Origin of the sequence: Aquamicrobium sp., from assembly GCF_023954335.1 — a bacterium.
GTDB lineage: Bacteria > Pseudomonadota > Alphaproteobacteria > Rhizobiales > Rhizobiaceae > Aerobium.
Map to the genome: position 1 here is coordinate 693,356 of NZ_JAMLIE010000002.1, position 13,019 is coordinate 706,374.

Annotated in this window: 12 protein-coding genes; all 12 read left to right on the forward strand. The window is 69.9% G+C overall.

Annotated elements, in window-relative coordinates; all coding sequences use genetic code 11:
- Positions 1-79: 79 nt before the first annotated feature.
- The 12 genes from M9945_RS15995 to M9945_RS16050 all read left to right on the forward strand — a co-directional run bounded on the left by M9945_RS15995 (position 80) and on the right by M9945_RS16050 (position 13,001).
- Complete coding sequence (locus tag M9945_RS15995; RefSeq protein ID WP_367945392.1) at positions 80-2,749, forward strand: SPOR domain-containing protein; 2,670 nt, start codon at positions 80-82, stop codon at positions 2,747-2,749.
- Positions 2,750-2,855: 106 nt separating this feature from the next.
- The gene (nagZ, locus tag M9945_RS16000; protein ID WP_367945393.1) at positions 2,856-3,875 is read left to right on the forward strand and encodes a beta-N-acetylhexosaminidase; all 1,020 of its coding nucleotides are present in this window, start codon (positions 2,856-2,858) and stop codon (positions 3,873-3,875) included.
- Between the two features lie 48 nt (positions 3,876-3,923).
- Entirely contained in the window at positions 3,924-4,727 is an 804-nt protein-coding gene (locus M9945_RS16005; protein ID WP_367945601.1) for a ScpA family protein, read from the forward strand.
- Positions 4,724-5,455, forward strand: a complete 732-nt coding sequence (gene scpB, locus M9945_RS16010) for an SMC-Scp complex subunit ScpB (protein WP_367945394.1) — start codon at positions 4,724-4,726, stop codon at positions 5,453-5,455. Before M9945_RS16005 ends, scpB begins: the two co-directional genes overlap by 4 nt.
- Positions 5,456-5,541: 86 nt before the next feature.
- Positions 5,542-6,639, forward strand: a complete 1,098-nt coding sequence (locus tag M9945_RS16015) for an ABC transporter ATP-binding protein (protein ID WP_367945395.1) — start codon at positions 5,542-5,544, stop codon at positions 6,637-6,639.
- Between the two features lie 53 nt (positions 6,640-6,692).
- A complete protein-coding gene (locus M9945_RS16020; RefSeq protein WP_367945396.1) occupies positions 6,693-6,911 on the forward strand; it encodes a twin-arginine translocase TatA/TatE family subunit in 219 nt (72 codons plus the stop codon).
- Positions 6,912-6,946: 35 nt separating this feature from the next.
- Positions 6,947-7,531 carry a Sec-independent protein translocase protein TatB gene (tatB, locus tag M9945_RS16025; RefSeq protein WP_367945397.1) on the forward strand — a complete coding sequence of 195 codons (585 nt, stop codon included), beginning with the start codon at positions 6,947-6,949 and terminating at the stop codon, positions 7,529-7,531.
- Complete coding sequence (gene tatC, locus M9945_RS16030) at positions 7,528-8,409, forward strand: twin-arginine translocase subunit TatC (RefSeq protein ID WP_367945398.1); 882 nt, start codon at positions 7,528-7,530, stop codon at positions 8,407-8,409. Before tatB ends, tatC begins: the two co-directional genes overlap by 4 nt.
- A gap of 88 nt (positions 8,410-8,497) precedes the next feature.
- A complete protein-coding gene (gene serS / locus M9945_RS16035; RefSeq protein WP_367945399.1) occupies positions 8,498-9,796 on the forward strand; it encodes a serine--tRNA ligase in 1,299 nt (432 codons plus the stop codon).
- On the forward strand, positions 9,796-10,554 hold the full coding sequence (gene surE, locus M9945_RS16040) for a 5'/3'-nucleotidase SurE (RefSeq protein WP_367929312.1): 759 nt from the start codon (positions 9,796-9,798) through the stop codon (positions 10,552-10,554). Before serS ends, surE begins: the two co-directional genes overlap by 1 nt.
- Before the next feature lie 2 nt (positions 10,555-10,556).
- The gene (locus M9945_RS16045; RefSeq protein ID WP_367929313.1) at positions 10,557-11,207 is read left to right on the forward strand and encodes a protein-L-isoaspartate(D-aspartate) O-methyltransferase; all 651 of its coding nucleotides are present in this window, start codon (positions 10,557-10,559) and stop codon (positions 11,205-11,207) included.
- Positions 11,208-11,315: 108 nt separating this feature from the next.
- Positions 11,316-13,001 (forward strand): peptidoglycan DD-metalloendopeptidase family protein, encoded by a 1,686-nt coding sequence (locus tag M9945_RS16050; RefSeq protein ID WP_367945400.1) that lies wholly within the window; start codon positions 11,316-11,318, stop codon positions 12,999-13,001.
- Positions 13,002-13,019 lie beyond the last annotated feature (18 nt).

Below are 13,019 nucleotides of genomic sequence, written 5' to 3' on the forward strand. Positions count from 1 at the left end.
TTTTACCCACAATGCCTTGGTAAGGGCCAACCCTAAGTGACGTCGCCGGCGTCCGACCGAGTATAGTGTGGGAAAAAGCATGGCAGACACCAACAACGTCAGGCGCGATGACTATGTCGACTTTTCCGAGAACGATCCGTTCGCGGAACTGACGCGCATCATGGGCCACGATCCGCGCGCCCCGGAGCCGCAGGCCGCCGCGCCTGCCGCGCCCCTGCCGACCCCGGCCATGGACGATTTCGAGATCGATCTCGAGAAGGAACTGGCCGGCGATTTCGATTTCTCCGATTTCGACGAGCAGGCTCCCGTGGCCGACTGGCGCGAGGAAAGCCCGGCGGCGGCCTATCCGCATGACGGAGCCGACGCCGGCGAGGAAGTTTCCGCCGCTTCGCTCGACGCCGACTTCGAGGATTTCTTCGCCGAGCCGGCAGCCGGGGAGGCCGCTCCGGCCGCGACCTATGCCGCCCCCGAAGCCACCTATCAGGCCCCTGAAGCCCCTGAAGCCTATGACGCGCCCGCCGCGTTCGAGGACGGGCTCGACGACGCGCTGGAGCGCGAGCTGCTCGGCGGTGAGGACTACGAAGCCTACGAGGCCGAGCCGGTCCCGGAACCCGAATGGACCGGCCGCGAGGCCTATGACGAAGCGCCGCGCGAGGAGCCGGTTCGCCACGAGGCCGCCGCTTACGACGACGTGGCCGATGACGGCTGGACCGCGGACGCCGAGTTCGACGTCGACATGCTGGAGCGCGAGCTGGCCGCGAGCGCAGCGCAGGATGCCGTGAGCGCGCCGGAGGCGGCTGCGCCCGCCTATGTCGCGCCGGCCGACTTCGCGCCGCAGCCCGACCCGGTCGAGGCCGAGGCGGATTTCGCCTTCGACGACGCGCCGGAAACGCCGGCCGAGCCCCAAGCCGCGCATAGCCTCAGCCTCGAAGAGGAGCTGAGCCTGCTGCTCTCGGACGACCCGGCACCGACGCCGGCGCCCGCTTCGCCGTCCACCGTCAACGTCGCCGCCGCCGCTGCGACGGCCGCGGTCGCCTCAGCGGCGGTCTATCCCGCCTCGTCGGCGTTCGGCTCCTACGGGCGCGCCAATTTCCCGCCGGCGCATTCGCCGGCCGTCGCGATGACGCCCGCCGTTGCTAGGCATCAGGAGACGCCGGTGGAGGCGACGTCCACCTTCGAGCAGCCGGCATACGAGGCCTACGCGCCCCGCACCGCGCCGGATGTCGCCGAGGAGCAGGCGCCGCAGGCGCAGGCCGAGGACGAGTTCTCCGGCCTTTTCGACGACGATTTCGAGTTCACGCTAGAGGACGAGCCGAAGGCGGCTGCGCCAGCCGCCGCGCCGCGCGCGGCGCTGCCCGAGATCGAGACCGTCGAGGTCGCGGAGACGGTGCAGCCGGTGGCCGACGATCTTGACATTCCCGACATCGACTACGGCGCACAGGATGCGTCGGCGGCCGCGCCGTTCGACGATCTGGAGGCCGAGTTCGCCGATGTCTTCGGCACCGTGGCGCAGGACGCGCCGCCTCCGGCCGCCGCGCCCGTCGTCGCCGCCGCGCCGGACATGCAGCCCTACATGCTCGACGACGCCCAGTGGCAGGCGGCGCAGAGCTTCCCCGGTTCCGACGTCGACTATGAGAGCGACCTCGAAAAGGCCATCGCCAGCTCCGCCTATGACGAGGACGAGGCGCAGCCCGCGCCGCGCCGCCGCTTCATCCTGGTCGCGGCCGCCATCGCCGGCGTCGCGCTGCTCGGCGGCTTCGGCGTGTTCGGCATGTCGATGTTCGGCGGCGGCTCCGACGCGCCGGCGCTTGTCAGGGCCGATTCCGAGCCGATGAAGGTGCGGCCGGAAAATCCCGGCGGCACGACGGTTCCCAACCAGAACAACGAAGTCTATCAGCGCGTTGCCGGCGGCACGAACAACGCCGCGCCCGAGCAGGAGCGGCTGATCTCCTCGACCGAGGAGCCCGTGGACGTCAACGCCCGCGAGGCCGCGCAGGAGCCGGCCGTGCTCGCGCCCGGCATCGACGACGAGGCCGGCGCGGTCAAGTCCGAAGACCGGATCGAGCCGGAAGCCGCCCAGCCGGCGGTTGCCGAGGAAACCGCGGTGGTGACGCCGCGCCGGGTGCGCACCATGGTCGTCAGGCCCGACGGCACCATGGTGCCGCGCGAGGAGATCGAGCCGACCGCCGCCGAACCCGCGCCTGGGCAACCCGCCGACATCGCCGGCCAGCCGGCCGCGCAGCCGCTTGCCGGCGTTCTCGCCCAGCCTGCCGACGGTGCGCTCACCGCCGAGATCGATGACGGCCCGGTCGTCGACACGCCGCAGACGGTCGCCGTCGTGCCGACGCAGCGCGCCGAGCCGCAGGCGCCCGCGCCGGCCCGCCCGGCCGCGCAGGCCCCCGTGCAGCAGCCGGCGGCGCAGCCCGCCGTCCAGCAGCCGGCCGCGCCTGCGCCCGTCGCCGCGCCCGTTTCAGCTCCGGCTGCCGCCGCGCCGGCCGGCGCGACCAGCGAATGGTCGATGCAGATCGCCTCGCAGCCGACCGCCGAGGGCGCGCAGTCGACCTATCAGGATCTCGCCCGCCGTTATGGCGGCGTGCTCGAAGGCAAGGGCGTCAACATCGTGCGCGCCGACATCGAGGGCAGGGGCACCTATTACCGGGTGCGCATCCCCGCCTCGAGCCGCGACGAGGCCATCCAGCTCTGCACCCGCTACAAGGCGGCCGGCGGAAGCTGCTTCGTCTCGCGCTGAGGCGATCCCGCCGAAATCCCTCGAAGCCGCCGCGTCCCGAACGCGGCGGCTTCGCCGTTTTTCATTCCCGATGCGCAAAACCCGGCTTGCGGCTATGATTCCATCCATGAGCGAATCAAAAGCAATCATCCTTGGCGCGTCGGGAACGACGCTGACGCCCGACGAAATCGCCTTCTACCGCGACGAGCGGCCGTGGGGCTTCATCGTCTTCGCCCGCAACATCGAAAGCGCCGGCCAGCTTCGCGACTTGACCGCCGCCATGCGCGACTGCGCGGGCAGGGCGGACGCGCCGGTGTTCATCGACCAGGAAGGCGGGCGCGTGCAGCGCCTGCGCCCGCCGCTGGCGCCGAACTATCCGCCGGGCTCGGCGCTCGGCGCGTTCTATCGCCACGACGCGCAGGCGGGCCTGCGCGCCGCGTGGCTGGTGTCGCGGCTGCATGCCTTCGACCTCCTGCGCTACGGCGTCAACGCCGATTGCCTGCCGGTGCTCGACGTGCCGGTCGAGGGCGCGCACGACGTGATCGGCGACCGCGCCTACGGCAAGGAGCCGGGCATCGTCGCCGCCATGGGCCGGGCGGCGATGGACGGGCTTATCGCCGGCGGCGTGCTGCCGGTCATCAAGCACATTCCTGGCCACGGCCGCGCCTTCGCCGACAGCCATCACCATCTGCCGGTGGTCGAGGCCTCGCTCGACGAACTGCGCGCCCATGACTTCCCGCCCTTCAGGGCGCTGGCCGACGCGCCGATGGCGATGACGGCGCATGTCGTCTACACCGCGATCGACACGGAGCGGCCGGCGACGACCTCGCCGAAGGCGGTGGCGGACATCATCCGCGGCGAGCTCGGCTTCGACGGCCTCCTGATGAGCGACGACGTGTCGATGAAGGCGCTTTCTGGGGATTTCGCGGGAAGGACGCAGGCAATCCTTGCGGCCGGCTGCGATGTCGTTCTTCACTGCAATGGCCTGATGGAGGAAATGCGCACTGTTGCCGGCGTCGCGCCGGTGCTGTCGGACGAGGCCCTGCGGCGCGCGGACCGCGCCGTCGCCGGGCTCGGCGCCGATGACGGCGCCAGCGAGGACGAGACGAGGGCCGAGTTCGCCGCCCTGTTCGAGGCGGTCGCCTAGGAGAGTGGGAACCACGTGAACGCGAAGGGCAACGCAAAGGCAGCGCCGCTGGAAAAGCTCTGGTCCGGAACGGACGAGGAGCGGGGCGTCAGCGAGCCTGCGCTGGTGGTCGACGTCAGCGGCTTCGAGGGACCGCTCGACCTCCTGCTTCACCTTGCGCGCACCCAGAAGGTCGATCTCGCCCGCATCTCGGTGCTGGCGCTGGCCGAGCAGTATATCGCCTTCGTCGAGCGGGCGCGCCGGCTTCGGCTCGAGCTCGCCGCAGACTATCTCGTCATGGCCGCGTGGCTCGCCTTCTTGAAGTCGAAGCTCCTGATCCCGAAGCAGCCGGGCGACGAAGGCGAGAGCGGCGAGGAGCTGGCGGCGGTGCTCCAGTTCCGCCTGAAGCGGCTGGAGGCGATGCGCGATGCCGCCGCCCGCCTCGTCAACCGCAACCGGCTCGGCCGCGACGTGTTCGCGCGCGGCATGCCGGAGACGGTCATTATCGAGCGGCACAACGCCTATTCGGCGACGCTCTACGACCTGCTCAGCGCCTATGCCACGCAGCGCCAGCGCCAGGCGGTGACCAATGTGCAGATCGCCAAGCGCGGCGTGTGGTCGCTGAAGGAGGCGCGCGAGATATTGATGCGGATGGTGGGCGAGCTCCACGACTGGACCGCGCTCGACATGTTCCTGATCCGCTATCTCGCGACGCCGGCCGAGCGGGCGACGGCGATCGCCTCCTCCTTCGCCGCAAGTCTCGAGCTGGTGCGCGAGGGCGCGCTCGACATGCGGCAGGACGAGGCGTTCGCGCCGCTCTACCTGCGCGCGCGGCCGAACAGGCAGCCTCCCGCCGACGGGGCCGAGCCATGAGCGGCGGCGGCAAGGTCATCCCCTTCGTGCTCGACGGCGCGGCGGCGGACGGCGACGATGCGCCCGGCTTGCCGGCCGATCTTGCCGAGGCCGTGCGCATGGCCGAGGCCATCGTCTTCGCCTCGGCCGAGCCGGTCTCGGCGAAGGCGCTCACTGCCCGCCTGCCGGACGGGGTGGACGTCCCGGCCGTCATGGAGGCCGTGCGCCGCCAGTACGAGCGGCGCGGCGTCAATCTGGTGCGGGTCGGCGACGGGTGGGCGTTCCGCACGGCCGGCGACCTCGCCTTCCTGATGAGCCGCGATGCCGTGCAGCAGAAGAAGCTGTCGCGCGCGGCGCTGGAGGTCCTCGCCATCATCGCCTATCACCAGCCGGTGACGCGGGCCGAGATCGAGGAAATCCGCGGCGTCGAGACCTCGAAAGGCACGCTCGACACGCTACTGGAGACCGGCTGGGTGCGCCTGCGTGGCCGCCGCCGCACGCCGGGCCGGCCCGTCACCTACGGTACCACCGACGCCTTCCTCGACCATTTCGGGCTGGAGGAGGTGCGCGACCTTCCGGGCATGGACGAGCTGAAGGGAGCGGGGCTGCTCTCGCCGCGCATGCCGACCGGCTTTTCCGTGCCGCAGCCGCCGGCCGATCCCGATCTCCTGACCGAGGACGAGGATCCGCTGACCGACATCGACCTCGAGGAACTCGGCCTTCTGACCCCGCGCATAACCGACGATTGAACGCTGCTTCGCGCCGGCGCTGTTGCGCCCGGAGGCAAAGCGGGGGTAAGGGACGCGCGCGAAACGCGTGACAACGGCAGGCGAGCATGGCGACAGCGGCGGCAGGACGGGTGACGGCGGGGGTTTCCTTCGCCGCGCGGCTTGCCTTCGAGCATGTCGGCCACGCATTCACCGCCGGCGTCCCGACCTTGACCGACATATCGCTGACGGCGGAGCCGGGCGAGGTGCTTTGCCTGCTCGGGCCGTCCGGCTCGGGCAAGACGACGCTGCTGCGCATCGCCGCCGGCATCGAGGCGCAGACGAAAGGGAGGCTCCTCATCAACGACAAGGTGATCGCCGGACCCGGCGTCTTCGTGCCGCCGGAGAAGCGCTCGGTCGGGCTGGTGTTCCAGGACTATGCGCTGTTCCCGCACCTGACCATCCTGGAGAACGTCCGCTTCGGCCTGACCGCCCTGTCGCGCGAGGAGGCGCGGGGCGAGGCGATGATCTCGCTAAGCCGTGTCGGGCTGGAACGCTACGCCGAATCCTACCCGCACAGCCTTTCGGGCGGCGAGCAGCAGCGCGTGGCGCTGGCGCGCGCCATCGCGCCGCGGCCGGCGGTGCTGCTGATGGACGAGCCGTTCTCGGGGCTGGATTCGCGGTTGAAGGATTCGGTACGCGCCGAGACGCTGGCGATCCTGCGCCAGAGCCGGGCGACGGCCATCGTCGTCACCCACGACGCCGAGGAAGCCATGCGCATGGGCGACCGCATCGCGCTTTTGAAGGACGGGCGGCTGGTGCAGGCCGGAACCGCGAACGAGATCTACCACCAGCCGGCGAGCCTCTTCGCCGCCGGGTTCTTTTCCGAGCTCAACGTCTTTGCCGGGCGCGTCGCCGGGGGCCGGGTCGAAACGCCGCTGGGCAGCTTTGACGCAGGCGCGATCGGCGACGGCGCGCAGGCCACGGTGGCGATCCGACTTTCCGGCTTCGACGTCTCACAAACGCATGGGCAAACGCCCGCGCGAGTGCTATCACGCCGGTTCCTTGGCGTGGTCGAGCTGCTGGAGCTTGCCGTCCCGGGCATGGAGCAGCCGATCCGGGCACGGGTCCGGTGCGGCGCTTTGTCCGGGTCAGGGCCGGAAATTTGGCTTACGGTGAGGGGAGCTGACGTGCTTGTGTTTGAAAGAACCGGCGAAAGCGCATAAATCAACATAAGGCCGCGCCGAAGCGGCATGGATAGACACGGAAAGAGATCGCTATGGGTACCTTCTCGATCTGGCACTGGCTCATCGTTCTGGTCGTGGTGCTGCTCCTGTTCGGGCGCGGCAAGATTCCGGAGCTGATGGGCGACATGGCCAAGGGCATCAAGAGCTTCAAGAAGGGCATGTCCGACGACGACGAGGAGACGAAGACCGTCGAGCATCGCGCCGACGAGACCGTCTCCGCGCCCAAGGAAAAGGCCGGCAAGACTTCCTGAGCCTCGCCCTGGGGCGGTCGGGAGTTTGAGACGCCATGTTTGACATCGCCTGGACGGAGATGCTGGTGATCGCGATCGTGCTGATCGTGGTCGTCGGTCCCAAGGAACTGCCCGGCATGCTGCGCACCGTCGGCAAGACGACGGCGAAGCTGCGGGCCATGGCGGGCGATTTCCGCAAGCAGTTCGACGAGGCGCTGAAGGAGGCCGAGCTCGACGATCTGAAGAAGCTCGCCGACGACGCCAGAAAGCTCAACCCCACCGCCGACATCAAGAAGGCGCTGAACCCGCTGGAATCGGCGGGCAGGGACGTGCGCGCCGGGCTTGAGGCGGCGTTCAACCCGCCGAGGGCCGAACCGCCCAAGCCGAAGCCGAAGGTCGAGGCGGCGTCGCCCGATGCGCCGGCCCCGGCGGTGAGCGCGACTCCCGCACCGGCTGCTGTCGCTGCCGCCGCGCCGGCAAAGCCGGCAGCCGCGAAGCCGGTTCCCGCTGCCGGCAGACCGGCTGCCGCGAAGCCCGCTGCGGTGAAATCCGCCCCGGCGGCCGCGAAGCCGGTAGCCGCAAAGCCGGCAGCGAAGAAGCCCGCCGCACCGAAGAAGAAGACTGGCGGAGCCGCCTCGTGACCGCTGAAGACGACGACATCGAGAAATCGGCAGCGCCGCTGCTCGATCACCTGATCGAACTGCGCTCGCGACTGATCTGGTCGCTGGTCGGCTTCTTCATCGCCTTCCTGGTCTGCTTCTTCTTCGCCAAGCAGCTTTTCATCCTTCTGGTGCTGCCGTTCCAGTGGGCGTCCGCCTGGGCCGGGCTCGACCCGACCAAGGTCGACCTGATCTACACCGCACCGCAGGAATTCTTCTTCACGCAGATCAAGCTCGGCATGTTCGGCGGCATCGTGCTCGCCTTCCCGCTGATCGCGACGCAGCTCTACAAGTTCGTCGCGCCGGGGCTCTACCGCAACGAGCGCGCCGCCTTCCTGCCGTTCCTGATCGCCTCGCCGATCCTGTTCCTGATCGGCGCGGCGCTGGTCTACTTCTTCTTCACTCCGATGGTGATGTGGTTCTTCCTCGCCATGCAGCAGGTCGGGCCGGATCAGGAGATCCAGATCTCGCTGCTGCCGCGCGTGTCGGAATATCTCGGCCTGATCATGACGCTGATCCTGGCCTTCGGGCTGGTGTTCCAGTTGCCGGTCGTGACGACGCTTCTGGTGCGCGTCGGGCTGCTGCGGGTCGAGACGCTGGTTTCCAAGCGCCGCTGGGCCATCGTCATCGCCTTCGTCGTCGCCGCGGTGCTGACGCCGCCCGATCCGGTGAGCCAGATCGGCCTCGCCTTGCCGACCATCCTGCTCTACGAGGCGTCGATCTGGATCGGCCGCATGATCGAGAAAAAGCGGGCAGCGGAGGAAGCGGCGCGCGAGGCGGCGCTGGAGGCGGAGCTTGCCAAGGGATCGTCGGCTTCCGAGGCCAAGTCGTCCGAGGATACGCCTTCGGCCCAGGCATAGCCCGGGCGGCCGTGGCGCTTGCGTCGAATCCAATTGCGGGCTACCCCGCTCGTCGTCTTCTCCTGCTCACTGAGGACGGTTCCAGACCATGCTCGACATCAAGTGGATTCGTGAAAACCCGCAGGCGCTCGCGGACGCGCTCGCTGCGCGCGGCCAGTCGCCGGAGGCCGCCCGGGCCGTCGTCGACGATTTGATCGCGCGGGACGAGGCGCGGCGCGCCCATCTCGTCGCCTTGCAGGAGAAGCAGGAGCGCCGCAACGCCGCCTCCAGGGAGATCGGCAACGCCATGCGCGCCGGCGATTCCGCCCGCGCCGAGGAGCTGAAGCAGGAAGTCGCGGGCATCAAGGAGTTCGTCCAGTCGGGCGAGGCGACGGAGCGCGCGCTCGACAAGGCTTTCGCCGACGCGCTCGCCGTCGTCCCCAACCTGCCTCTGGCCGACGTGCCGGCGGGCCGCGACGAGCACGACAATGTCGAGGTGCGCCGCGTCGGCGAGCCGAAGCGGCCCAACTGGGCGAAGGAGCATTTCGAGCTCGGCGAGGCGCTCGGCCAGATGGATTTCGAGCGCGCCGCGCGGATTTCCGGCGCGCGCTTCACCGTGATCTCCGGCCAGCTTGCCCGGCTCGAACGCGCGCTCGGCCAGTTCATGCTCGACCTGCACACCACCGAGCACGGCTACACCGAAGTGATCCCGCCGCTCCTGGTGCGCGACGACGCGCTCTACGGCACCGGCCAGCTGCCGAAGTTCGAGGAAGACCTGTTCTTCGTTCCGCATGGCGAGGCGCGGCTCGGTCTGATCCCGACCTCGGAAGTGCCGCTGACCAACCTCGTGCGCGAGGAGATCCTCGCCGGCGAGAAGCTGCCGCTGCGCTTCACCGCGCTGACGCCCTGCTTCCGCTCCGAGGCGGGCTCGGCCGGGCGTGACACGCGCGGCATGCTGCGCCAGCACCAGTTCAACAAGGTCGAGATGGTGTCGATCACCGATGCCGAGTCCTCGGTCGCCGAGCACGAGCGGATGACGGGATGCGCCGAGACCGTGCTGAAGCGCCTCGGCCTGCCGTTCCGCACCGTGGTGCTGTGCACCGGCGACATGGGCTTCGGCGCGCGCAAGACCTACGACATCGAGGTCTGGTTGCCGGGCCAGAACGCCTATCGCGAGATCTCATCCTGCTCGGTCTGCGGCGATTTCCAGGCGCGGCGCATGAATGCGCGCTACCGCACCGGCGACGGCAAGCCGCAATTCGTCCACACGCTGAACGGCTCGGGCATCGCGGTCGGGCGCGCGCTGATCGCGGTGATGGAGAACTACCAGAACGAGGACGGCTCGATCACCGTGCCGGACGCGCTGAAGCCCTATATGGGCGGCATCGAGCGGATCGGAGCGGCCTGATGCGCATTCTTCTGACCAATGACGACGGCGTCCACGCCGAGGGCCTGCAGGTGCTGGAGCGCATCGCGCGCTCCTTCACCGACGAGGTGTGGGTGGTCGCGCCCGAGACCGACCAGTCGGGCTTCGCCCATTCGCTGTCGCTGTCGGAGCCGCTCAGGATGCGGAAAGTTCGCGAGCGGCACTACGCGGTGCGCGGCACGCCGACCGATTGCGTCATCATGGGCGTGCGCCACCTGATGCCCGAGCCGCCGGACCTGATCCTGTCGGGCGTCAATGCCGGCTCGAACGTCGCCGACGACGTCACCTATTCCGGCACCATCGCCGGCGCCATGGAGGGGACGCTGCTCGGCATCCGCTCGATCGCGCTGAGCCAGGGTTATTCGGTGAGCGAGGACGGCCGCACCGTCGACTGGCGCACGGCAGAGCGCCACGCGCCCGAGGTGCTGGAGAAGCTCATCGGCCTGTCGCTGCCGGAAAACGTGTTCCTCAACCTCAACTTCCCGAACTGCCGGCCGGAGGAGGTCAGGGGCGTCGCCGTCACCAACCAGGGCAAGCTCAGCCACGGCCTGTGGCTCGACGAGCGCAAGGACGGGCGCGGCTTTCCCTATTTCTGGCTGCGCTTCGGCCGCGAGCCGGTCGACGTGCGCGACGGCACCGACCTCGCGGCGCTGCGCGCCGGCATGATCTCGGTCACGCCGCTGCATATGGACCTGACGGCCTATGCGGTGAAGGACCAGATCGCCAAGGCGCTGAGCTGACGATGGACGCGGAGGCCGAACGCGAACGGTTCGCGGCCTTCCTGCTGCGCATGCGCGGGTCCGGCCTCGACCGGCGCGAGCTGGTCGCGGCGGTGGAGGCGACGCCGCGCGCCGGCTTCGTGCCGGCGCAATGGCAGGCCGACGCCTGGGGCGAGCGCAGCCTCCCCATCGAGTGCGGGCAGGCGATCGAGGGGCTGGACCTCCAGATGCGCATCCTCGCCGCGCTCGACCTCCAGCCCGAATGCCGGGTGCTCGAGATCGGCACCGGGTCGGGCTTCACCGCGGCGGTGATGGCGCGGCTTGTCGCGCGGGTGCTGACGCTCGACCGCTTCGCGACGCTCGCCGGCCAAGCGACGCAGCGCCACGAGGCGCTGGGCATCTCGAACGTCATCGCCCGCCAGGCCGACGGCGCGCAAGGGTTGCCGGCCGAGGGGCCGTTCGACCGCATCGTCGCATGGGCGGCCTACGAGACGCTGCCGCGCGGCTTCGCCGACCAGCTTTCCTCCGGCGGCATCATGATCGCCGCCATCGGCCCGGGCGAGGGCGTGCAGGTAATCGAGAAGCTGACCAAGGTCGGCTCCCGCTTCGAGCGCGAGCAGGTGGCCGAGGTGCGCTTCCAGCCGATGACTGCCGGGACCGCGCAGGCGCTCTGACCGGCTTTCTTGCGAAACGTCGAACAACGCGTCGCCGCTTAACCACGCGGTAACATTAACGCGCTTTAATCATGCCTGTCTCAGGTATCGAGTATTGCGGGTATGGTGATGCGTTCAGGAATCTCTGGCAAATACCGGCGCAGTCTTGCGCATGGCGCGGCCATCGTCGTGGCGGGCGGCCTTCTCGCCGGTTGCAGCTCCGATGTGATGCGGTTCCAGGACTCGATCCTGACGGGCGATTCGCGGCCCGTCCAGCCGGCCCCGGTCGCGCAGGCCTATCCGGGCGACTATTCCCAGGTCGACACGATGAGCACCGGTTCGGTCGCGGCCGTGCCGCGCCGCGGCGGCATCCTCAATCGCGCCGGCCTCGTGCCGCGCCCGCAGGGCAGCGTCAGCGCCGGCGGCGTCTACGCGCAGGCTCCGGTCCAGCAGCCAGTCTACAACAATTCCTATCCGGCCGCCGCGCCGCAGAGCCTGCCGCCGGTTTCCACTGGTAGCATGTCTTCCGGCAGCGTCTCGTCCGGCCCGGCGCTGGCGCCGGTCACGCGCGCCAGCCTCGACACCACCGTCACCGGCTCGACGCAGCCGCTGCGCACGCCGGCCGCGGCCGCGGTGCAGCCCGTGCCCGTCGCCGTGCAGCCCGCGCCGCCCACCCTTGCCCAGCCGGCGCCGGCATCGACCGCGCAGCAGCCGAACGCGGTTGTCACCACCGACGGCGAGGGCGGCTGGATGCGCGCCGGCGGCACGCAGATCACCGTCAAGCCGGGCGAGACCGTCTACAACCTGTCGCGCCGCTTCGGCGTGCCGACCGACGCCATCCTCAAGGCCAACGGACTTTCCAGCGCCAACGCACTTGCCGCCGGCCAGCAGATCGTGATCCCGACCTATGTGCATTCGGCCCGCGCTCCGGTCAGCGCGCCCGACGCCAACCCCAACGTCGCCGACGCGCGCTCGTCGACCGGCACCCGATACGACGTGCCGGCGGGTCGCACGCCGACCCCGTCGCAGGCTCCCGGCGAGCGGGTGGCGGTGCTGCCGCAGCAGCCGGCGCCGAAGAGCAGCGCCACGGCCGAGCCGGCCGCGCCCAACCCGGCAACCCCGGCGTCGGCGGGCGGAACCTACACCGTGGTCGCCGGCGACACGCTGCACGGAATCGCGCGCAAGACCGGCGCGAGCACCGAGGCGATCAAGCAGGCCAACGGCCTATCGAGCGGGCTGATCCGCATCGGCCAGAAGCTGACGATCCCGGCTGGCGGCGGCGCCGCGCCGGTCCAGACCGTGGCCGCGGCTCCGAAGACGGACCAGACCACGACCGCGGCGGTCAACCGCCCGTCCAACGTCTACACCCCGCCGAAGCAGGCGGAGACCGCGATCCAGAAAGCGGCGGCCGATGCCTCGGCCCCGGCGCCGAACGCCAGCGGCATCTCGAAGATGCGCTGGCCGGTGCGCGGGCGGGTGATCTCCGGCTTCGGCAGCGGCAGCGGCAAGGCAAACGACGGCATCGACATCGCCGTGCCGGCCGGCACGCCGGTCAAGGCGGCGGAGAACGGCGTCGTCATCTATGCCGGCGACGGGCTGAAGGAGTTCGGCAACACCGTGCTGGTGCGCCATGAGAACGGGCTGGTCACGGTCTACGGCCATGCGAGCGAGCTGAAGGTGCAGCGCGGGCAGAAGGTGCGCCGCGGCGAGGACATCGCGCTCGCCGGCATGAGCGGCTCGGCCGACACGCCGAAGCTGCATTTCGAGGTGCGCAAGGATTCCTCGCCCGTCGATCCCAAATCCTATCTGGAGTGAGATCGCTTCAACCAGAAG

What these genes read in the sequence shown, in the direction of transcription:
- M9945_RS15995 (WP_367945392.1), top strand. Translation starts at nt 80, where the DNA reads ATGGCAGACACCAACAACGTCAGGCGCGATGACTATGTCGACTTTTCC.
- nagZ (WP_367945393.1), top strand. Translation starts at nt 2,856, where the DNA reads ATGAGCGAATCAAAAGCAATCATCCTTGGCGCGTCGGGAACGACGCTG.
- scpB (WP_367945394.1), top strand. Translation starts at nt 4,724, where the DNA reads ATGAGCGGCGGCGGCAAGGTCATCCCCTTCGTGCTCGACGGCGCGGCG.
- M9945_RS16015 (WP_367945395.1), top strand. Translation starts at nt 5,542, where the DNA reads ATGGCGACAGCGGCGGCAGGACGGGTGACGGCGGGGGTTTCCTTCGCC.
- M9945_RS16020 (WP_367945396.1), top strand. Translation starts at nt 6,693, where the DNA reads ATGGGTACCTTCTCGATCTGGCACTGGCTCATCGTTCTGGTCGTGGTG.
- tatB (WP_367945397.1), top strand. Translation starts at nt 6,947, where the DNA reads ATGTTTGACATCGCCTGGACGGAGATGCTGGTGATCGCGATCGTGCTG.
- serS (WP_367945399.1), top strand. Translation starts at nt 8,498, where the DNA reads ATGCTCGACATCAAGTGGATTCGTGAAAACCCGCAGGCGCTCGCGGAC.
- surE (WP_367929312.1), top strand. Translation starts at nt 9,796, where the DNA reads ATGCGCATTCTTCTGACCAATGACGACGGCGTCCACGCCGAGGGCCTG.
- M9945_RS16045 (WP_367929313.1), top strand. Translation starts at nt 10,557, where the DNA reads ATGGACGCGGAGGCCGAACGCGAACGGTTCGCGGCCTTCCTGCTGCGC.
- M9945_RS16050 (WP_367945400.1), top strand. Translation starts at nt 11,316, where the DNA reads ATGCGTTCAGGAATCTCTGGCAAATACCGGCGCAGTCTTGCGCATGGC.